This is a genomic window from Vibrio sp. J2-4 (assembly GCF_021728155.1).
Lineage (GTDB): Bacteria > Pseudomonadota > Gammaproteobacteria > Enterobacterales > Vibrionaceae > Vibrio > Vibrio diabolicus.
The window spans coordinates 673,871-695,357 of record NZ_JAKKCN010000002.1 but is presented as its reverse complement, the minus strand read 5'-3'; the positions used below and the strand labels follow the sequence as shown (position 1 = coordinate 695,357).

At 43.5% G+C, this 21,487-nt stretch carries 19 protein-coding genes and 1 tRNA gene; 12 read left to right on the top strand and 8 right to left on the bottom strand.

Features of this window, described 5'->3' with window-relative positions; all coding sequences use genetic code 11:
- The first annotated feature begins 55 nt into the window (after window positions 1-55).
- A complete protein-coding gene (locus tag L3V32_RS08615; protein WP_005384886.1) occupies window positions 56-490 on the top strand; it encodes a DUF2753 domain-containing protein in 435 nt (144 codons plus the stop codon).
- Window positions 491-610: 120 nt separating this feature from the next.
- Here the strand turns inward: L3V32_RS08615 and L3V32_RS08610 are convergent, their stop codons facing one another.
- Window positions 611-1,492: an OmpA family protein gene (locus tag L3V32_RS08610; protein WP_012841571.1), complete on the bottom strand. Its 882-nt coding sequence runs from the start codon at window positions 1,490-1,492 to the stop codon at window positions 611-613.
- A 263-nt stretch (window positions 1,493-1,755) separates the two neighbouring features.
- Between L3V32_RS08610 and rnt the strand changes: the two genes are divergently transcribed.
- Entirely contained in the window at window positions 1,756-2,400 is a 645-nt protein-coding gene (gene rnt / locus L3V32_RS08605) for a ribonuclease T (RefSeq protein ID WP_012841569.1), read from the top strand.
- 28 nt (window positions 2,401-2,428) lie between these two features.
- Entirely contained in the window at window positions 2,429-3,754 is a 1,326-nt protein-coding gene (locus L3V32_RS08600) for a Na+/H+ antiporter family protein (RefSeq protein WP_005396535.1), read from the top strand.
- 75 nt (window positions 3,755-3,829) lie between these two features.
- Here L3V32_RS08600 and L3V32_RS08595 read toward each other — a convergent pair whose 3' ends face one another.
- Window positions 3,830-4,459, bottom strand: a complete 630-nt coding sequence (locus tag L3V32_RS08595; RefSeq protein WP_005396534.1) for a DsbA family protein — start codon at window positions 4,457-4,459, stop codon at window positions 3,830-3,832.
- 74 nt (window positions 4,460-4,533) lie between these two features.
- Window positions 4,534-4,869, bottom strand: a complete 336-nt coding sequence (locus tag L3V32_RS08590; protein ID WP_017635833.1) for a Grx4 family monothiol glutaredoxin — start codon at window positions 4,867-4,869, stop codon at window positions 4,534-4,536.
- A gap of 284 nt (window positions 4,870-5,153) precedes the next feature.
- On the opposite strand from L3V32_RS08590, the gene sodB reads away from it, so the two are divergent.
- From sodB to L3V32_RS08575, 3 genes are all read left to right on the top strand, one after another.
- The gene (gene sodB / locus L3V32_RS08585; RefSeq protein WP_005396533.1) at window positions 5,154-5,738 is read left to right on the top strand and encodes a superoxide dismutase [Fe]; all 585 of its coding nucleotides are present in this window, start codon (window positions 5,154-5,156) and stop codon (window positions 5,736-5,738) included.
- Between the two features lie 155 nt (window positions 5,739-5,893).
- On the top strand, window positions 5,894-6,397 hold the full coding sequence (locus L3V32_RS08580) for a VC2046/SO_2500 family protein (protein WP_182036928.1): 504 nt from the start codon (window positions 5,894-5,896) through the stop codon (window positions 6,395-6,397).
- 132 nt (window positions 6,398-6,529) lie between these two features.
- Window positions 6,530-7,273: an SDR family oxidoreductase gene (locus L3V32_RS08575; RefSeq protein WP_053808810.1), complete on the top strand. Its 744-nt coding sequence runs from the start codon at window positions 6,530-6,532 to the stop codon at window positions 7,271-7,273.
- Window positions 7,274-7,414: 141 nt separating this feature from the next.
- Here the strand turns inward: L3V32_RS08575 and adhE are convergent, their stop codons facing one another.
- The gene (gene adhE, locus L3V32_RS08570; protein WP_237284119.1) at window positions 7,415-10,117 is read right to left on the bottom strand and encodes a bifunctional acetaldehyde-CoA/alcohol dehydrogenase; all 2,703 of its coding nucleotides are present in this window, start codon (window positions 10,115-10,117) and stop codon (window positions 7,415-7,417) included.
- A gap of 650 nt (window positions 10,118-10,767) precedes the next feature.
- Between adhE and L3V32_RS08565 the strand changes: the two genes are divergently transcribed.
- Window positions 10,768-11,406, top strand: coding sequence for a YchE family NAAT transporter (locus tag L3V32_RS08565; RefSeq protein ID WP_005396528.1), 639 nt, complete (start codon window positions 10,768-10,770; stop codon window positions 11,404-11,406).
- Between the two features lie 35 nt (window positions 11,407-11,441).
- Window positions 11,442-12,305: an ion transporter gene (locus L3V32_RS08560; RefSeq protein WP_237284118.1), complete on the top strand. Its 864-nt coding sequence runs from the start codon at window positions 11,442-11,444 to the stop codon at window positions 12,303-12,305.
- 55 nt (window positions 12,306-12,360) lie between these two features.
- Here the strand turns inward: L3V32_RS08560 and asd are convergent, their stop codons facing one another.
- Window positions 12,361-13,476, bottom strand: a complete 1,116-nt coding sequence (asd, locus tag L3V32_RS08555; protein WP_005396526.1) for an aspartate-semialdehyde dehydrogenase — start codon at window positions 13,474-13,476, stop codon at window positions 12,361-12,363.
- A gap of 430 nt (window positions 13,477-13,906) precedes the next feature.
- Between asd and nhaC the strand changes: the two genes are divergently transcribed.
- Window positions 13,907-15,340 (top strand): Na+/H+ antiporter NhaC, encoded by a 1,434-nt coding sequence (nhaC, locus tag L3V32_RS08550; protein ID WP_005396525.1) that lies wholly within the window; start codon window positions 13,907-13,909, stop codon window positions 15,338-15,340.
- Window positions 15,341-15,430: 90 nt separating this feature from the next.
- Here nhaC and L3V32_RS08545 read toward each other — a convergent pair whose 3' ends face one another.
- The 3 genes from L3V32_RS08545 to yejK form a co-directional block, all read right to left on the bottom strand.
- The gene (locus L3V32_RS08545) at window positions 15,431-16,594 is read right to left on the bottom strand and encodes a chemotaxis protein (protein WP_237284117.1); all 1,164 of its coding nucleotides are present in this window, start codon (window positions 16,592-16,594) and stop codon (window positions 15,431-15,433) included.
- 104 nt (window positions 16,595-16,698) lie between these two features.
- A complete protein-coding gene (locus L3V32_RS08540) occupies window positions 16,699-18,015 on the bottom strand; it encodes an Hpt domain-containing protein (protein ID WP_237284116.1) in 1,317 nt (438 codons plus the stop codon).
- 82 nt (window positions 18,016-18,097) lie between these two features.
- A complete protein-coding gene (gene yejK / locus L3V32_RS08535; protein ID WP_005396521.1) occupies window positions 18,098-19,096 on the bottom strand; it encodes a nucleoid-associated protein YejK in 999 nt (332 codons plus the stop codon).
- Between the two features lie 85 nt (window positions 19,097-19,181).
- Here yejK and L3V32_RS08530 point away from each other — a divergent pair, with 85 nt between their 5' ends.
- The 3 genes from L3V32_RS08530 to L3V32_RS08520 all read left to right on the top strand — a co-directional run bounded on the left by L3V32_RS08530 (window position 19,182) and on the right by L3V32_RS08520 (window position 21,485).
- Window positions 19,182-19,409, top strand: coding sequence for a YejL family protein (locus L3V32_RS08530; RefSeq protein WP_005380722.1), 228 nt, complete (start codon window positions 19,182-19,184; stop codon window positions 19,407-19,409).
- 22 nt (window positions 19,410-19,431) lie between these two features.
- Window positions 19,432-21,240: a DUF3413 domain-containing protein gene (locus L3V32_RS08525; RefSeq protein WP_046874519.1), complete on the top strand. Its 1,809-nt coding sequence runs from the start codon at window positions 19,432-19,434 to the stop codon at window positions 21,238-21,240.
- A 154-nt stretch (window positions 21,241-21,394) separates the two neighbouring features.
- Window positions 21,395-21,485 (top strand) — tRNA-Ser (locus tag L3V32_RS08520).
- Window positions 21,486-21,487: the final 2 nt, after the last annotated feature.

Genomic DNA, 21,487 nt, shown 5'->3' with positions numbered 1-21,487 from the left:
TGATAATAATTATCGTTTAGATTTGTTCGCAACTTCGATATGCGGGATTACGATAATGATCAGTGAATGGGAAAAACACACACTTCTAGCCGATACGGCACTTCAACTAGATGACCCTGTTCGCAGCATTCTTCATTACCAGCAAGCCCTAAGCCTGAGTGAAGATATTAGCGAATGTGTGGAAATTGAAGCAGACGAGCGATTGTTAATTTCTGTGATTTCTTGTCATAACTTAGCTCAGTTCTGGCGTTGGGCCGGAGACACTGACTATGAACTCAAATACCTTCAGCTGGCTTCAGAGAAAGTCTTAACACTCATCCCACAATGCCCAAATAAAGAATGTGCAAGCTTTATCGACTCAATAGGATGTTGCACTAAAGCATTAATAGACTTCATGAAACGTCATCCTAATCCGGCTATTGCCAAACAGGTTGAAAAAATAGATACCGCAACCAATTGCGAAGTCATTGCCAAATTCCGCTTAAACTAACATTCAAATTATACAGCCGGACTCACCGAAAGGTGCTTGGCAAAATACCACTAAAATATTATTAACGACGTCAGTAAATCAAAAACGCCGAAGCTTTCAGCTTCGGCGTTTTTATATGCATTACACTTGGGTTCGCCCTAGAGATATCACTACTCGGCGGTTTTTGTCTTTTCCTATCGGCGAACCGTTATCAGCAATAGGACGACGCTTGCCGTATCCTTGCACTTGAATTCGATCTTCCGGTAGCCCTAGAGACTGAAAATAATCACGAAGTGACTCTGCACGTCGCTCAGATAAGCTTTGACTCGCACTTTTGCCATCAGTTGAATCGGTGTACGTCGCCACCAGCACGAGATCGATATCTTGATTATGTCGGATATAATCTGCAATTTGTGATAAACGCTTTTTGGAAGCCTTGGTTAACTGATCGCCTTGTCTTTCGTAGTGCAAAATCGTAAAGGCAATGTCTTCAAAACTGTATTTCAATAAATTGGAAATACAGTCGCTAAACGCGTTGTACTTATTTTGAAACAGCACGGATGACAATGCGACTTCAATTCTCTGATCTCGGCTCTGCCAATCCTGATAACTAAAGGTCGGATAACGCCCTTTTTCCAGCTCAGACAAAATGCCCCATGCTGTTTGCCCTCCGACATAACCATCAAACTGTTTAAAAAACTTTAGGTTTGTAATTCGATCGGCGTGTTCACCTGGTCGCCAAGGTGGCGGCATAGAGATGAGACTGACGTTACGTGTTTCTCCCATCGGACGGCGCATTTTTAACTCAAAGTCTAAATTGATTTTTTTATTCGCACGAGATGAAAATACCGCATCTCCAAAACTTGGAATAGGGTGAACAAGTTGGCATTCTAACGGTGTGTTGACCACCATTTCCCATTGAGATTGCTGTGGAGTGGCAACATAACGTTTGCCCATCACAGCAAAACTGCTTGTGCTAAACAACGAAAATACAACGCCACTAGTAATCAGCCATTTCTTCATCTAAGTACTGTCTCTTAAACGGCAGTCTGTTGCCGTCAATTTGAATCAATAAAACCACTTCACCTGGCATGCAAAAACCTCGCCAACGTGCGAAATATCGTGATATTACGATTAACGTTAATCATGGTAACTCAATCACCCGAAATGCGATCGAGCGTATTGATGAGATGCAAAATAGAATTCCGTTTTTCTCCTAAATTGCGGTTTTTCTCGTCGGTATAATCTGCAATAATGCAGCCTTCGTCACACAAAAATAAGCCGACATGACAATAGAAAATGAAGCTCTGACCTTGAAAAAACGCTTTCGTGGTTATTTCCCTGTGGTAGTAGACGTTGAGACCGCAGGTTTCAATGCTCAAACTGATGCACTTTTAGAAATTTGCGCCGTTACGTTAAAAATGGACGAAGATGGCGTGTTGCATCCAGCCTCCACCATTCATTTTCATGTTGAGCCATTTGAGGGCGCTAACTTAGAAAAAGAAGCGCTAGAATTCAATGGTATTCGTGACCCATATAGCCCTCTTCGTGGTGCAGTTTCTGAGCAAGAAGCGTTAAAAGAGATTTATAAACTTATTCGCAAAGAACAAAAAGCCGCAGATTGCTCGCGCGCAATTATGGTTGCCCATAACGCAGCATTCGACTTAGGTTTTGTAAATGCAGCCAATGAGCGCTGTAAATTAAAAAGAGTCCCTTTTCATCCCTTTGCTACTTTTGACACGGCAACATTGAGTGGCCTTGCTTATGGTCAAACGGTTCTCGCGAAAGCATGCAAAACGGCCGGGATGGAATTCGATAATCGTGAAGCACACTCAGCGCTTTACGATACACAAAAAACAGCAGAATTATTCTGCGGTATTGTCAACAAATGGAAGGCCCTCGGCGGTTGGCCGCTTGTTGATGAAGAATAATAAGTAAACACAACATATTAGGAAAAGTATGAATCCTGTCGTTATATCAGTGTGCGTCATGCTCGTGTTAGCATTGATGCGCGTAAACGTGGTGGTTGCCCTCACGTTTAGTGCCATCGTTGGTGGCCTTGTCGCAGGCATGAGCCTTGGAGACACAGTTGCCGCGTTCGAAAGTGGTTTAGGTGGCGGTGCGACTATCGCTCTGAGCTACGCAATGTTAGGCACTTTCGCCGTTGCTATCTCTAAATCTGGCATCACGGACCTACTGGCTAAAAGTGTTATCAAGCGCTTAAATGGTAAAGAAAACTCGGCGTCAACTACCGGGTTAAAGTACGCGGTGTTAGTCGCGCTCGTTCTTGTCACTATGTCATCTCAGAACGTAATTCCGGTCCATATCGCCTTTATTCCAATTTTGATTCCACCTCTTTTGGGCGTATTTGCGAAACTTAAGCTCGATCGACGTTTGGTCGCGTGTGTTCTTACCTTTGGTTTGATCACACCTTACATGATCTTACCTGTTGGTTTCGGCGGTATTTTCTTAAATAACATTCTATTAAAGAACCTACATGACAACGGTTTGGAAAACGTGGTTGCAAGCCAAGTTCCAACTGCAATGTTACTGCCAGGTGCTGGTATGTTGTTTGGTCTATTGCTGGCAATCTTTGTTAGCTACCGTAAACCACGCATCTACGAAGAAACGGAGTTGACTGTCGTTCACGAGACAGATCATGCTATCAATAAAAAGCACATCTTGGTGGCCGCTCTTGGTATTGTCGCCGCATTGGGTGTTCAGCTTTACACTGGCTCAATGATTATTGGTGCTCTAGCTGGCTTTATGGTGTTTACTTTTGGCGGTGTGATTGCCTGGAAAGAAACGCACGATGTCTTCACAAAAGGCGTGCATATGATGGCTATGATTGGTTTCATCATGATCGCTGCCGCAGGTTTTGCTGCGGTAATGAAGCAAACAGGTGGCGTTGAGACATTAGTACAGTCTCTCTCTACCAGCATTGGTGATAATAAGCCGCTTGCAGCACTACTGATGCTGATCGTTGGCCTGCTAGTAACAATGGGCATTGGTTCATCGTTTTCAACCATTCCAATCTTGGCGACAATCTACGTTCCACTCGCGTTGGCATTTGGTTTTTCGCCAATGGCAACAATCGCGCTAGTTGGTACTGCTGCTGCTTTGGGTGATGCTGGTTCTCCAGCGTCCGACTCGACATTAGGCCCTACATCTGGTCTAAATGCCGACGGTCAGCATGAGCACATTTGGGAAACGGTTGTTCCAACCTTTATCCACTACAACATTCCATTGATCATCTTTGGTTGGATTGCTGCAATGGTGCTTTAGTACCGTTGTTTGATGGATATACTTAGTTACGAAAAAGCCGCTCATTGAGCGGCTTTTTGTTATTTGAAATCGCGATTATTGCGCTGGCATATTGTCAATAATACGTTCACGTATCAGTTTCAAGGTAGGCTCTGTTGACAGATAATCCACGGCAATCGGGAAATAAGCGTCGTTAATTTGAAGAACCAAGCTAGGGTAAGAATCCACGCCTAGGCTCTTTGCAAGACTCAGTTGATCTTGGAACACACCTTCTAAGAAAGAGCCGTCCATATCGTTCTTGAACTGCTGAACATTCAAACCAATTTCTTTAGCTAGCTGCAAGTGAGTTGCTTCTTCATGGGGAGGCATCGCACGTAAGTAATACGCATGTTGAATCGCTTCCAGCATCTGCTCATAAGAATCTTGAAAGCCCGCTGCGATAACTGCGCGACAAGATTGGTAAGTGCTTCTTACTGGCGTACAAAGCTTCCAGAAATCGTAGTTAAACTTGGTGCCCAACTGACGCTCAATCTGCTTCCAAATACCTTCGAGTTTTTGTTGCATCTCTGGTGGCATCGGCAAACTAGTATCTGGCGCAAGACCACCCACCACATACTCAAACTGAATAACGCCTGGCAGTTGCTGTTTCAATTTATCAAGCGTCGGTTTGTAACCCCAACACCAACTGCACATTGGGTCATGCACGTAGTAAAGCTTTATGTTCATTCCACTAACCTAAAAAGAAAAAGGAGCCAGTACGGCTCCTTCGTATTCTATCGCTAAATGTGAGTATTTACGAATTACTCAGCTTGATCTTCAGCGCGCGCTGCAGCTTCTTTGATTAGAGGCTGAAGTTCACCTTTTTGGAACATTTCTAGAATGATGTCGCAACCGCCGATAAGCTCGCCTTCAACCCATAGTTGAGGGAATGTTGGCCATTGTGCGTACTTTGGTAGCTCAGCACGGATATCTGGGTTTTGCAGAATGTCTACGTAAGCGAACTTCTCACCACATGCCATTAGAGCCTGTGACGCTTGAGAAGAGAAACCACAGCTTGGCAGTTTCGGTGATCCTTTCATGTACAGCAGGATTGAGTTTTCAGAGATCTGCTGTTTGATTTTGTCGATAGTTTCCATCGCTTCCTCATTCATGGGTTTGAACTTTGTTTATTTGCCACATTCTACTCAATAACGACAGAATAAAAACCATATAATTAATAAGGCTTAAATTCAGGTTGCTTGATGGCGAACAATTCAGCACTTCACAGCCGCTAACCCCTTAAAATATTTTCATATCGGGGTTTTAATAAAGTAAAAACTTGCTAAAATACTTAGCAAGTCAGCCTTAAAGGCTACATAGCTATAAAAAACACTGGAAGCAATCGAAAGGTCATCCTTTCAAATCAATGGAGAATCGAGTAATGGCATTTGAACTACCAGCTCTTCCTTACGCGAAAGACGCACTAGAACCACACATCTCAGCAGAGACTCTAGACTACCACCACGGTAAGCACCACAACACATACGTTGTTAAGCTAAATGGTCTTATCCCTGGCACTGAGTTCGAAGGCAAAACTCTAGAAGAGATCATCAAGACTTCTACTGGTGGCGTATTCAACAACGCAGCGCAAATCTGGAACCACACGTTCTACTGGCACTGTCTTGCTCCAAACGCGGGCGGCGAACCAACTGGCGCAGTTGCTGACGCAATCAACGCAGCATTCGGTTCTTTCGAAGAATTCAAAGCGAAGTTTACTGATTCAGCAATCAACAACTTCGGTTCTTCATGGACTTGGCTTGTTAAGAAAGCTGACGGCTCTCTAGAGATCGTTAACACTTCTAACGCTGCTACTCCTCTAACAGAAGAAGGTACAACACCACTTCTAACTGTTGACCTGTGGGAACACGCATACTACATCGATTACCGCAACGTACGTCCTGATTACATGAACGGCTTCTGGGCACTTGTAAACTGGGACTTCGTAGCTGAGAACCTAGCGAAGTAATTTTACTTCCCCCTAAGTTCAATTTAGTCTTATTTTAAAAGCTCGCTGAACCAGCGAGCTTTTTATTTTTCGCTTAAAAACTCCAATTTAATCTCTTCTTTTTCCTAAAGTTCTTCTCAGACACGCCGTTAAAATGGCATCGAGCGAGGAACATCATGCAAATTCATACTTTAGACAAAGCGGCAATTATTAACGAACTTCAGTTCGGCAATGGTATCAACCATGCTGTCCACGAAGGACGTCGTGCCGATTTTGCACTGATTTTGTCGATGTTTTCTAACGATGTACGCGACGTTGTACCTGTAGAGGAAATCAAAGAAGTAGCCACCAGCGAAGATATACTCCGTCAACAACTTGAATTGTCAACGCCTCAAGCTCTTCGTTCTAATAGCAGCAGCTATGAGCTAGCAGCACAGCAAGCAAAACAATTCCACGGTGCAGGTCTACCCTCAGCGAAACTGAGTCACTACTTGAAACCAGACGCCCTGACCTACTTGCCGGAAGATACGTTTAACCTTCCTGAAGACGTTTATCACAACCTATCCGGTCATGAGCGACGCAAATTGGGCGAGCGCAACAAAAACCTCATCCCAGATGCAGGGCTATACAATCAACTAGTGACGGCTCAACGTCAGTATCAAATTCAACTGCAAGTATAGAGATCATTGTTCAACCAACAGCTTGCAGTATCCACAGTCAGAAATGTGACGCCTTACAAATTACCGCACAATAGTCCTCATCCAAAAGCGTTAGTTTGAAGTCTTTCACACTGAGCCTTTCTAATTTCAACCATGCTAATAGCACAAACCACTGGTGTATTTTTTTTCACACAGGGATACAGTGAAGGTGTTATGGATATTAAAGAATCAATTATTCTCGTCACGTCTGCAGGTTCTGTTATAGGAAGGACTTGTGCTAGTCACTTTGCTCACCTTGGAGCGACGTTGATTCTTTGTGACCAAAACTCTAGCGCTCTAAAATCGAGCTATGAGCAGATTAGTGCCTTCACAGATAAAGTCTATGCGATGAATGTGTGCAGTGATAACACAACGTCCATTAACTTACTGTTTGATCAGATAGAATCGCAGCTGCGTGCGACACCAGACGTGATAGTCAATTGCTGGACGAGCTCTCCCATGCCAGGCTTGATGGCTCCCGAACCTATGAGTACTTACATTGATCACTTGTCTTCTGCAGCACGTTTCCTCTACACCTATGGCCAGGTGGGAGCCGAACGATTTCGCGCTAGAAATAAGAAAGGGGTAATTGTTAACGTCATTTCCCATGACAGCCATGAAGATTTAACGGGAGTCGAAAGCATGGCTGCTTTGGTGTCAGGTTTTACTCACAGCTGGGCAAAAGAGCTCACTCCATTTAATATTCGGGTGGGTGGCGTCATTCCTTCGGTAAACCATACAAGAGAAGAACTTAACGAAAGACACTGGGCCGAGATCCAAGATGAATTGGTTCGCAATACCGCATATATCGTATCAAATGAGTATTTTAGTGGCAGAGTGGTTGCTACAGAAGTATGAATGGACAACGTGTTTGTTGCGTCAATGGATCGCTATTACTCAACTTTCTCAACAAAAAAGCCCCAGTCAAATGACTGGGGCTTTTACTTTTTCCCGGTTAAGGTTTCGTGCTAGCGAAAACCTTACTCACACGACTCTTGATTACGCGTCAGCTTTTTCTTTCTTTGCTTTAGGCGCCGCTTTCGCTGCTTCTTGGTCTGCTTTCTTCTTGATAACTGTTGTACCTTCGAAAGTTTCACCTTCAACGAATGCTTTACCGTAGTAAGAAGCCATTAACACATCTTTAAGTTCGCTAATTAGTGGGTAGCGAGGGTTCGCACCAGTACATTGGTCGTCGAACGCTTCAACTGCTAGCTCATCAAGTTTCGCGATAAAGTCTGCTTCAGCTACGCCTGCCGCTTGGATAGACATTGGGATGTCTAGGTTCACTTTTAGCTCATCCAACCATGCTAGTAGACGTTCAATTTTCTGAGCAGTACGGTCACCAGCTTGGCTTAGACCTAAGTGGTCAGCAACTTCAGCGTAACGACGACGTGCTTGTGGGCGGTCGTATTGAGAGAACGCTGTTTGTTTAGTTGGGTTATCGTTCGCGTTGTAACGTACAACGTTAGAGATAAGTAGTGCGTTTGCTAGGCCATGTGGAATGTGGAACTCAGCACCTAGTTTGTGCGCCATTGAGTGACAAACACCTAGGAATGCGTTAGCAAATGCCACACCAGCGATAGTTGCTGCGTTGTGTACTTTCTCACGAGCGATTGGGTCGTTAGCGCCGTTCGCGTAGCTTGAAGGTAGGTATTCTTTTAGCATCTTAAGTGCTTGTAGAGCCTGACCGTCAGAGTATTCGTTCGCAAGAACAGATACGTAAGCTTCTAGAGCGTGAGTTACTGCATCGTAACCACCAAATGCTGTTAGAGACTTAGGCATGTTCATCACTAGGTTAGCATCAACGATAGCCATGTTTGGCGTGATTTCGTAGTCAGCTAGTGGGTATTTAGCGCCAGTCTTGTCGTCAGTAACAACCGCAAATGGTGTAACTTCTGAACCAGTACCTGAAGTTGTAGTGATACATACAAGCTCAGCTTTTTGACCCATTTTAGGGAACTTGTAAATACGTTTACGGATGTCCATAAAGCGCATTGCTAGTTCTTCGAAGTGAGTTTCTGGGTGCTCATACATTACCCACATGATCTTCGCAGCATCCATTGGTGAACCACCACCTAACGCTAGGATAACATCTGGTTGGTAGCTAGCCATTTGAGCCGCACCTTTCTCTACAACAGAAAGCGTTGGGTCAGCTTCAACATCGAAGAATGTTTGAACTTCCATGCCTTGAGCTTTAAGTAGGCTTACTACGTCATCTGCGTAACCGTTGTTGAATAGGAAACGGTCAGTTACTAAGAATGCGCGTTTCTTACCTTCTAGGTCGCCTAGAGCAATTGGAAGGCTACCACGACGGAAGTAGATTGACTTAGGTAGTTTATGCCACAACATGTTTTCAGCTCGCTTCGCTACAGTTTTCTTGTTGATTAGGTGTTTAGGACCTACGTTCTCAGAGATAGAGTTACCACCCCATGAACCACAACCTAGAGTTAGAGAAGGCGCAACGTTGAAGTTGTACAAGTCACCGATACCACCGTGAGTAGTCGGGATGTTGATTAGGATACGAGCTGTCTTCATCTTGTCACCGAAGTAACGGATACGGTCAGCGTTAGTATCTTGGTTAGTGTAAAGACCAGATGTGTGGCCGATACCACCGATCTCAACCATAGTTACCGCTTGAGCAACCGCGTCTTCGAAGTTGTCAGCACGGAATAGACCTAGAGTTGGAGATAGTTTCTCGTGAGCAAATGCGTCATCGTAAGAAACTTTACCCAGACCTTCACCAACAAGAACTTTAGTATCTGCTGGAACTTTAACGCCTGCCATTTCAGCGATTGCTGCTGCTGGTTGGCCTACGATTTTCGCGTTTAGCGCGCCATCGATAAGCAGTACTTTACGAACTTTTTCCGCTTCTACTTTGCTTAGTACGTAAGCTTTGTGAGAAGCAAAACGCTCTTTCACTTCGTCGTAAACTTCGTCAACTACGATTGCAGCCTGCTCAGAAGCACATACTACGCCGTTGTCGAAAGTCTTAGACATCAGGATAGAAGCCACTGCACGTTTGATGTCAGCAGTTTCGTCGATAACAACAGGAACGTTACCTGCACCTACACCGATTGCTGGTTTACCAGAAGAGTAAGCTGCTTTAACCATGCCTGGGCCACCAGTTGCAAGGATAAGAGCGATGTCATCGTGTTTCATTAGAGCGTTTGATAGCTCAACTGAAGGCTGGTCGATCCAACCGATGATGTCTTTTGGTGCACCTGCTGCTACCGCTGCATCTAAAACAAGTTTCGCTGCGTCGTTAGTCGAGTTTTTCGCACGTGGGTGTGGTGAGAAGATAATACCGTTACGAGTCTTCAGAGAGATTAGAGATTTGAAGATCGCTGTAGATGTTGGGTTAGTTGTTGGTACGATACCGCAGATGATACCTACAGGCTCAGCGATAGTCATAGTGCCTAGGTTGTCATCCTCTTCTAGGATGCCACACGTTTGTTCGTCTTTGTATTTGTTGTAGATAAACTCAGAAGCGAAGTGGTTCTTGATTACTTTATCTTCAACAATACCCATACCAGATTCTTCTACCGCTTGTTGCGCTAGAGGGATACGAGCTTGGTTAGCTGCAAGAGACGCTGCACGGAAGATTTTGTCTACTTGCTCTTGAGAGTAAGTAGCGAACTCTTCTTGCGCTTTCTTAACGCGAGCGACCATTGCATCTAGTTCAGCCATATTAGTTACAGGCATAGGGAATCTCCTAAAATTAACAAATATTAAAAACTTTTTACTAAGGCTATTACTTATCGTTTTTACTGTTTATCAGTCACTTAGAAAACAAACGTCTTAGTAAATTGCTTTCAGGACTGAGTATAATATTTCAGAGTGTGAAAAAAATTGACTTGGATCAGTTCTCACGACCTAAATACCACCAAAGTGGTGCTCCATCACACTAAAACGACATAAATCACTGATAAACAAATAAATTAATCTTCAATTTTTATTGAGCAAAAAAGAAGCAAATAGACAAATAAATAAAAGAAACTACAACAACCTGTAAAAAAGTTTCATTTTTAGACAACAAAATTACATGTAGGCCCAATTCCTTGTGCTACTGAGAGTATATCGAACCGAATACATCTCTCTACAAACCACCTTAGTTTTTATCAAAAGTGTGCGAATGTTAACGTTTATGTAAAACAGCACGCTTTGACAGCAACTTTATACGCAACAATTCTTTTCCAGATTAGATACAGTTTATTAAAGAATTAGTTTTTCTCACTAAAACAGTAGGAAATGCGTTAGTTTTTTTCATTTCTTCCAACCCAACTTTTGCCTTACATTACGCCCAAATTACCCCTTCGCCTTTTCACTAATGTGAACTTTAATGAGTACGCAACATGCAAACTTTTGAACTTGCTATCTTCTTGCAGTTTTTTCTTGGTTTGGTCGCCGCAGTAAACCCTGTTGGTATCATGCCTGTGTTTGTGTCACTAACCGGACATATGACACCAGACGAAAAGCGCAATACGGCAACCACAGCGAACGTGGCTGTTGCTATCATTCTGATCATTTCGCTCTTTGCTGGCCAGTTACTATTAGATATGTTCAGCATTTCTCTGGATTCGTTTCGTGTTGCAGGTGGGCTACTGCTACTTAGCATCGCGTTCTCTATGATGAGCGGTAAACTGGGGGAAGATAAACAAAACAAACAGGAAAAATCAGAATACGTGAGTCGCGAGCAGATCGGTGTTGTTCCTCTTGCGATGCCGCTAATGGCAGGACCAGGCGCAATCAGTTCGACTATTGTTTACGGTGCACGCTACCCAAGCATGTTTGATACGGTAGGCATCAGCATTACAATTGGCTTGTTCTGTCTATGCTCGTGGCTGTTGTTCCGCTCTGCCCCACTGATCGTGCGATTTTTGGGCCAAACTGGTATCAACGTCATTACCCGTATCATGGGTTTGATATTAGGCGCATTGGGTATTGAGTTTATCGCCAATGGTTTACGCAACTTATTTCCAGGATTAGCCTGAGTTTCTATAAAATTGTATGATAGAGCGATTCAACAATGGATCGCTTTGTCATGACGACTGACTCTCTCAAACATACTCTATATGTCACCATTTTTGGTACTCATACCAAAGCTGGTCGAACCTTCGATATTGCACTCATTATCGCGATTATCAGTTCTCTAATCGTACTGGTCTTAGACTCAATACCATCCATGCGCGCCGAGTGGGCAAAAGAGCTGAAATACTTGGAGTACACTTTTACCGGTTTATTCACTATTGAGTATTTTCTCCGACTTTACTGCTCTCCAAAACCAGCGGCCTATGCGAAGAGCTTTTATGGCGTCGTTGATTTACTCGCGATTTTACCTACTTACTTAGCACTGTTTTTCCCTTCTGCCTCCTTTATGGGCGTAATAAGAGCACTGCGAGTCATGCGAATATTCCGCATACTCAAGTTGGTCCGCTATCTTCAAGAGTCCAACATCCTCTTACGCTCTCTACTGATGGCGCGCAGAAAGATTTTTATCTTCTTTAGCTCTGTCGCCATTATGGTCACGATCTTTGGGTCGCTGATTTTCGTCATTGAGGGGCCTGAAAACGGATTTACTAGCATTCCGAAAAGTATTTATTGGGCTATTGTGACCATCACAACGGTTGGATATGGTGACTTGGTACCTCAAACAGATCTCGGAAAAGGGCTTGCCTCACTCACCATGTTGTTGGGTTATTCAATTTTGGCGGTCCCTACTGGTATTTTCACAGCAGAGCTTCACCAAGAAATGCAATCGCACAAAGTATTAGTGAAGTGTCCGAACTGTTCTCACGCCGGGCACGACTCTGATGCGACTTACTGTAAACACTGTGGTAGTGAACTGGCCGATCCTGACAAACGCGTTGTTCGTGGAGAAGACGAAGCATAAAAAAGAGCTCCCTAGGGAGCTCTTTTATTTTGTCATCAAACAAAGGTTGATGTGATTATGCTTTCTCAGAAAGAATAATGCGTAACGTACGACGCAATGGTTCTGCTGCGCCCCAAAGTAGTTGGTCACCAACAGTGAAAGCATTTAGGAAGTCATCACCCATTGCCATCTTACGTAGACGACCTACTGGTACGGACATAGTGCCTGTTACTTTTGCAGGTGTAAGTTCTTGCGCAGTAATGTCACGATCGTTAGGAATCACTTTAACCCAGTCGTTATGAGTGGCGATGATTTCTTCGATTTCGTCCATTGGGACATTTTGCTTAAGCTTGATAGTGAGTGCTTGAGAGTGACAGCGCATCGCACCAATACGGACACAAGTACCATCAATTGGTACAGGCGAGCTTTGTGAGCCCAAAATTTTGTTTGCCTCTGCGCCCGCTTTCCATTCTTCTTTACTCTGACCGTTATCACGTTTCACATCGATCCACGGAATAAGCGAGCCAGCTAGTGGTACACCAAATTTATCGGTAGGGAAAGAACCGCTGCGCATTGTGTCTGCAACTTTTTTATCAATATCTAGGATAGAGCTTGATGGGTTTGCAAGTTCGGAACTTACAGAGTCATTGATAACGCCCATTTGCGAGATCAGTTCACGCATGTTTTGCGCGCCAGCACCAGAAGCGGCTTGGTACGTCATTGCGCTTGTCCACTCAACAAGGCCTTTCTCGAATAAGCCACCTAGACCCATTAGCATTAAACTAACCGTACAGTTACCACCAACAAATGTGTTCGTGCCACCGTGGATGCCTTGTTGGATTTGCTTTAAGTTCACAGGATCAAGCGTGATGATGGAATCTTCCGCCATACGTAACGTAGATGCTGCGTCAATCCAGTAGCCTTTCCAACCAGCTTGACGAAGTGCTGGGTAAACTTTTTCTGTGTAGCTACCACCTTGACATGTAATTACCGCATCAAGCTGTTTTAAGCTTTCAATATCATACGCGTCTTGCAGTAAGCCTGCGTCTTTTCCTAAGTTAGGAGCAGGAATACCAACTTGAGAAGTACTGTAGAATACTGGTTCGATTAGGTCGAAGTCTTTCTCTTCAACCATACGCTGCATAAGGACTGAACCAACCATACCGCGCCAACCAACTAAACCAACTCTCATCGTATTAACTCTCCATGTATTAAAAAACCTACCCCATAGTTAATTTTTCGCATCAAAATCTCAACCCCTATTTTGTAAATAAGCCTATTTTTTAACCTTTTCCTATGAAAATTCGTGTTAAACGAGATTTTTTAGTGTTTGGTTTGCGATTTCGGCCATTTTTCAAGTAGGGAAAGCCCTGTTACTCCAAATTGGTCTTACCACTCAGTGATAAAATAACACATGAAGCACAATAATTTCACATCACACAACATTTAAAACCAAAAAAGTTAAAACAAACTAACAGTTAATTTCACAAGCAAACGTTTTTGCCGACGAACATCAAGATAAAACACCAAATATTCGAAATATAATTTTTGTTAATGTATGTTATGCGCGATTACAACAAGGAGCGCCTTCCTCTATTGCTCCAAGATTGACAGAGGCACATATGAAGCAAGTTACACCACGCCTACCAAGCTTGATACAGGTATTTATCTCGCTCGGTTTATTTCTACTGCTGGCATTTTCGTTCACTGCCAAGCTAGACCTACCGATCCAGCTAGCGCTGTACATCGGTTGGTTCATTATCATGATATTAGGCATTAAGCTTGGTCATCAGTACAAAGATCTGGAAAAAGCTGCACTAAATGGCATTTCCAATGGACTTGGAGCCGTCTTAATTCTTCTTGCCGTTGGCGCGCTTGTTGGTACGTGGATCTCTGGTGGTATTGTTCCAACCATTATTTACTATGGCCTTAAAGCAATTCACCCTTCTATCTTTTTGCTCGCAACCATGATCATCTGTTCATTGACTGCGCTAGCGACTGGCACCTCTTGGGGCGCTGCTGGTACTGCTGGTATTGCGATGATGGGTATTGGCCAAGGCCTTGGCGTTCCTGCACCAATTACAGCTGGTGCGGTGCTTTCAGGTTGTTACTTTGGTGACAAAATGTCGCCTCTATCGGATTCCGTCATCCTTGCTTCATCTATGTCTAACGTTGAAGTAATGGAACATATTAAAGGCATGCTGCCGATCGCACTCATTAGCTACATTATTACAGGCATTATGTTTACTGCATTTGGTTTCCACTACGCAGGTCAAGTTGACATGAGCCAGGTAGACTCTGTAATTAAAGCGATGGAGCAGCAATTCTACATCACCCCTTACTCATTTGTTCCTGTGATCATCGTATTGTCACTTCTAGCAATGCGTATGCCTTCATTCCCAGTGATCAGTTTTGGTTCTCTGCTCGGTATTATTTGGGCAGTAATGATTCAAGATGTGGACTTCCTAACCGCGTTCAACACCGCTTGGGCTCCGTTTGCGATTTCTTCAGGCGTAGATTTCATTGACTCAATTCTTAACCGTGGCGGCATGTCTTCAATGCTTGGCTCGGTTGCTGTTATCGTATTCGGCCTTGGTTTTGGTGGTCTACTAGATAAAGTGGGTGTGTTAGAAACTATCGCTAAGCTGTTTGAAAAACGTGTTCAAAGTGCAGGTTCACTGGCAACAAGTACAATCGGTACAGCCTTTATGGGGAACGTATTTGGTTCAGCGATGTACGTTTCACTTATCCTGACACCAAAAATCTGTGCGAAGAACTACGATCGCCTAGGCTACAAACGTAAGAACTTGTCTCGTAACGCAGAGTTCGGCGGCACATTAACATCTGGTATGGTTCCTTGGAGTGACAACGGTATCTACATGGCAAGTATTCTGGGTGTTGCGACACTATCTTATGCACCGTTCATGTGGCTAAGCTTTGTATGTATCATTGTGACTATCATCAGCTCCTACATGGGTTGGTTTGTTGATAAATGCGAACCAACGGCGGAAGCAGTTGAACAAGCAGAAGGCGAACTGAAGCAGCAAACCGCTTAAGTTCGCATAGAGATAGGGAGAATCTCTCTTCCGAGTGAGAGACAAAGAAAAAGAGCGCATGAGCGCTCTTTTTTATATCTCAACCAAACGTTAACTTTGTTTGACTTGCGTTTTCACTGCTGCACGCTTACCAAACCAATAGCCCAAGCCAAGTGGTGCAAAGAATATAACGGCAATGAACAAGATGAAGTAGAGAATGGTACTTTTAACGAGCTCAATCAGCTTGGTCATCGCTAAACTGACCACTTCCTGCGAGACTCGGTCCATATCTTGAGCAAACTGCTCACGCTCATGGGTAATGATCTGCGCGATTTCTTGGCGCTCTCTGGCTACCATCAGCTCTAAAGCTTGGCGCTCCTCACCCAATTGAGATAAACGCGCTTGCGTTTTTTGGTCAATATCGTCAACCAAAGGTTGTAACTCTACCGCCATTTGCTCTGCCAAATAGCGCATGTACTCTGGATTGTTATCAATAAAGTCCTTCATCGAATCTGCCGTAACTTGTAAGCTATTTAGCGCAGCATTAACTTTTTCGATGCTAGCAGAGCTATTTAATGCTAATAACTGCGCCTTCCAAGTCATAATTTTTGGGGTCTGTTCTGATACAAGGCTTAGACGATCCGAGACATCACCTAATGCTTCTGGCATTGTACCTAGCGTAGTCACTGCCTCTTCCTCGCTAATTTGATTCGCATCTAACCACCCACGGTAAGCTGGCGTCCTGATCATACTTAAGTCCGCGAATGGATGTTGCTTAACGAACTCTGCAACAAACGCTTGTGTCTTGATGTACGCTTCTTGTTTCAACAGAGATTGAGCCAGTTTATCCACCTCTTTCGCTAAGTGAGCAGAAACTAACTTTGCCTCATCTGTCGCAAATAGTTCATTACCAGGGCCAGTCGTAAAGAATTGATCCATCTGTAGCGTAAAAGTCCAAGTATCAATCAGTGCTGCCATTGGCGAGACTTGGTATGCTGCTGCTTGAAGACCTTCTTCAGCATTTATCTTCCAAAGCAAAATATAAGATTGATGGACTTTATCATGCGGCTCATATTGATCGTGCAATGCATCAGCAGCTTGCTCTACCTGAGCAAAAAACTGTTGCGCATACTCACGAGTCAGGAGACGCATATTAAGCTCTTGTTTGGTAAGAGGGACGGTTTGACTCTCGATTTTCACTTCTAACAGGGAGCACCCTGAAAGCATCACAACCAACCCTATCAACATCATTGAAGACAATCGACGAACGGACATGAAAGTACCTTTAACAAATTGTATGGAACAGGAATAAAGCGAACTAAGTCATATAGTTCGGGCCTTTAATACCCCAACTCTGATGATTGTAAGTCAGAGCAATATCAATCTGTTAGCGCTTCTTGTATCTTTTCACTATTGAGAACGTGGTTAGCGAAAAGTATGGTTTGCTTTAGGACATCATCTAAACGTGTCAGTTTCTCTTCCGGCACTTTTTGCCCTTGTTTAATCAACAGTTCAATATCACCCGAAATGCAGTGCAATGGCATTGCCCCTAAACTTCCCGAGACCCCTTTAAGACTATGAGCCGCTCTTTGCGCTTGCTCTTTATCTTCTTCTAATAGCCGATGCATTTTTGAACCATCGCTAGAGTGATCCTGAATAAAGACTTCAAGTAACATTCGCACCGCGCTTTCATCTCCCGATAGCGAGTCCAGCATCTTATTAATATCTATATACGGCTCACGTTCCACGACTTCCACTTGTGATGAGTTCGGCTCATTATGACTCTGTTCGTTAACTTGGCTATTTTGAGAGCTTTCGGACTGAGCAGAAAAAACAACATAAGACCCACCAACTTGCTCAGACTCTTTATCCTCTGCTCTTGATGGTATTAGCGGCTGAACGGTTCTTTGGGAGAAAAGCCCCCATGAAATAAGAGAAAGAAATAAACCACTGATTACTGACAACCAAGTAACAAAGGTCATCAACTTTTGTTCCAACTGGTCATTTATCGAAGTTAACTGGTTCGGGAAATCAGGATTAAGCAGTTGATTAACTAGATAGCTGCCTTGCGCCTTGGCAGATAGCGCGCTTGAAGTATGGGCAAGTTGACGCTGAAAAGCACTTCGCTCTTGAGGAGAAAGCGTGTCCGACTCAATAAAAAGTCGGTCTAAATCACGATAAGTATCGCTATTCGTTGCTGAGTCACTAAAAATAGACTCCAAAACAAGTGCACCTAAGCGATAGTACATTGATTGAATTTGCTCAGAGTTTTCAGCTCGGGAGCGGCTTCTTCGCAACTGTTCAGCCAATGATACAAGCTCACTGTCACTCCCTACAAAGGCTCGAGCACTTTCTAAAAATCGATCGGTCGCATAAAGCAATTGAGTAATATCTGGTGTGATTTTGCCTTCAGAAAACTCACTTTCAAGCTGTAAGCGAACTGCATAGGCTAACTGAAGTTTTAGTGAAACTTGGTCGACGTGCTTAACACGATAAGGCAGATCGAAGTTAAAAAAATGTCTGACTTCTTCGACTTTGCTTCCTAGCTCATTCACTGTTGAAATGGTTTGAATCGTTTGTTTGGCTTGCAACCAAATCCCTAGCGCTAAAACACACCATAAAACGAACCAGAACCAAACAAACCGCCTCATTCCTTCTTTTAGCTTCAGCAACACTCGCCCCTCGCATATCTCCATTAATTACAAGCATATACTATGGATGTTTCTTATTCACATAAAAAAAGAGAGCCATTGGCTCTCTTAATTTGACGATATGGTTTTAGTTGCGACTCAACTGATCTTTTAGATTTGGTGGCGTACCTTTAATCGTTAAGGTATCCGTCTCTGGGTCATAAAAAATACGCTCGCCAAGCAATAGGCTATCAAAGCTAATATTCAAGCCACCACCAGCGCCAACAAATTTAGTCAGTTTGCGAACCGTCGCACGGTCACCAGGGAAAGACTCTTCAAGTTCGTACCCTTGCTCTTTGGTGAAATCCATAAAGCTTGTGCCATCTTGGCTTGGAGGAAGCTCTCCAGAAAGCTCTGAGATTTGAACCTCATCACCGGATTTAATTTGCTCATTGCAGTAATCGTAAACTTGTTTCTTGTACTCGTTCACTTCTTGCTTTTCTAGCTTCGAGTCAGCACAAAAATCATCCACTGCCTGCATCAACACTAAGTTTTGTTGTTTAGTATCTAAGCCGATGTCCGCTTGCAGGAAATCTAGGAAGAAATCCGCCACTTTACGGCCAACGCGTCCCTTGATGTATTGCAAGTAACGATTAGATTCCTTGTCAGTGTCGTAGCTCGACAAGTCAATGCGTGCCGCAATATCCATTTTGGTGATATCTAGGTAATCCGTGGCACTGATGTCCAAACCTTCGGTCACTTTTAAACTTTGGTTCATTGGTAAGATACCGATGAACAAGTAGTCCGTTGCTAAACTCTGATACTCAGCGAAAACCAAAATACCTTCATCCGCAAATGGGTACTTAATCAACTCTTCTTTCAAGCGATTTGCACTAATTTGTGAGAAGTCGTAAAAATCTCGCTCTCCTTTGCGCATTTCTTGAAGCCAAAATTGAAATTCGCTGTCTGACTGGAAAGAGCCAAAACCTTTACCAGCTTTAGAATGGAATACTCGGTGAAGCTCAGCGACTAAGTTTTCAGTAGATGCATCGTTCTCTAATGATGCTGGACGAAAGTTTACAACTAGCTCGTCCTGATCGTTTTTGCACAGTTGATGCAGAATAACGTTTGAAAGATGAAGGCTCATAGTGATTTTATCTTGCTACAAGGTTTTAGTTGATGGGCATTGTAGGTTATCATAAGCCGCTTTTACTATCATTATTAGAGTCTTTATGCCGATTACATCTAAATATACTGACGAGCAAGTAGAGAAAATTCTTGCTGAAGTAGCAACAGTTCTTGAAAAACACGCTGCTTCTCCTGAGTTGACGCTAATGATTGCCGGAAATATCGCAACCAATGTCTTAAATCAACGTGTTGCTGCTTCACAACGCAAAGCGATTGCTGAAAAATTTGCTCAGGCGCTGATGTCTTCTTTAGAAACACCAAAAACACACTAATAACGGACAATAGAACACATACATGGTAGACAGCGGAAACTCATACGGCGAACGTGTATCTCGACTGGTTGGTTGGGGTCACTGGTTTGCATTCTTCAATATCGTTGCATCGATGTTGATAGGCACACGCTACATTGTTCAGTCTCCTTGGCCCGAGACGTTACTTGGTCAGTTTTATCTGGCGGTTTCTTGGGTTGGTCACTTTGGCTTTCTAGTTTTCGCGCTTTACTTACTCGTTCTATTCCCGTTAACGTTTATCCTGCCATCGCGGAAATTGTTCCGTTTGGTGGCAGTGATTTTCGCGACCGTTGGGCAAACCATATTATTGATTGATACCCAAGCGTATCAGTCGATCAATTTGCACTTAACTCCTGTCGTTTGGGAGTTACTATTCAGCGAAGATAAAAGTGCACTCAGTACTGATCTACAACATCTCTTTGTTGTAATGCCGCTGATCTTCCTTATTCAGCTCGCTCTATCCGAATGGGTATGGCGAAAACAGCGCAAACTTTCTCATAAGCACGTAGGACGTCCTCTAGCAGCTGTATTTTTCCTCAGCTTTATGACCAGCCATTTGGTTTATATTTGGGCAGATGCATACTTCTACAATCCAATTACCAGTCAGCGTTCAAACTTCCCATTGTCTTACCCGATGACGGCGAAGAGTTTTATGGAAAAACATGGTCTACTTGACCGTGAGGAATACCTAAAACGCTTAGCGGAAAATGAAGGCAACGTAGAGTTAGTCAATTACCCTCTAGAAAAGCTAGAGTTTAACCGTCGAGTCAATAAGCTCAACGTGTTGATGATCAGCGTAAATAACCTGCGTGCAGACGCGCTGAATCCAGAAGAGATGCCTAACCTCTATGAGTTTGCCGAAAACAATCAGAACTTCCGTAATCATTACAGTTCAAGTAATGATACTTACGGGGCTTTTGGTTTGTTCTACGGCTTACCAACCAGTTACGCCTCAAGCATCAAGGCGCAAGGTGCTTCGCCAGTGTTACTCGATGTACTGAAAGATCAGGGTTACAACTTCGGCCTATTCAGTGGCAGCGGGTTTGAAGATGATCTCTACTCAGAGATTATTTTCCGCGACTTAAAACTAGCGGAAGACCTCGATGGCACACAAGCTCATACCGATAAGCAATCTATCGCGAACTGGAATACATGGTTAACAGAGAAAGCGAGTCAACCATGGTTTAGTTACATCGAAGTCACCACCGTTGATAATTTTGAATCGATCCCTTCAAATAATGACGAAGAAATGTCCGCAAGTGATCGCTTCAAAAAAGCTTATGAATATGCGGTGAAATCAGCGGATAAAACCGTCGCTAGTATTATTGATGAGCTTGAAAAAAATGGACTATTGACAAACACCATCGTGATTATCACTTCTAATCACGGTAGTGAGTTTAACGAAACCAATACGAACAGCTGGGGCGCAAACAGCAACTACAGCCGTTATCAGTTACAAGTTCCTATGGTAATCCAATGGCCAGGAATGTTGGCTGGTGAATTTAATCACAGCACAAGCCACTTGGACCTTTCGGTCACGTTGTTGCAGGATATGCTCGGTGTATCTTCCAACCCATATGATTACAGTAGTGGTCGTAACCTATTTGACGAAAGTCGTCGTCGTTGGATCCTAGCGGGTGACACTCGTGAGCTTGCCTTAATTACTAGCTCACAAACCACAGTGATCGATAAGTTTGGCAACTACAAGTTGTATGACAAAAATTACAAACGACTTCGAGATGATGCACCGAAGTTGCCAGTTTTGATGCAAGGTTTAACTGAGTTACAGCGTTTTTATTCTAAAAACGATTAATACCTAGCAATCCATAGACTATTCAAACTCCCCTTTTTGGGGAGTTTTTGTTTATTTAAACAACACAAACCACAAATTTGCGCAGTAAACATCCAATCAGTTCAACTAGGGGTTTACAACATTTTCAAAGCCTTATATTATGCGCCTCAACAACGGAGAGATGGCTGAGTGGTTGAAAGCACCGGTCTTGAAAACCGGCATACGTTAATAGCGTATCTAGGGTTCAAATCCCTATCTCTCCGCCACA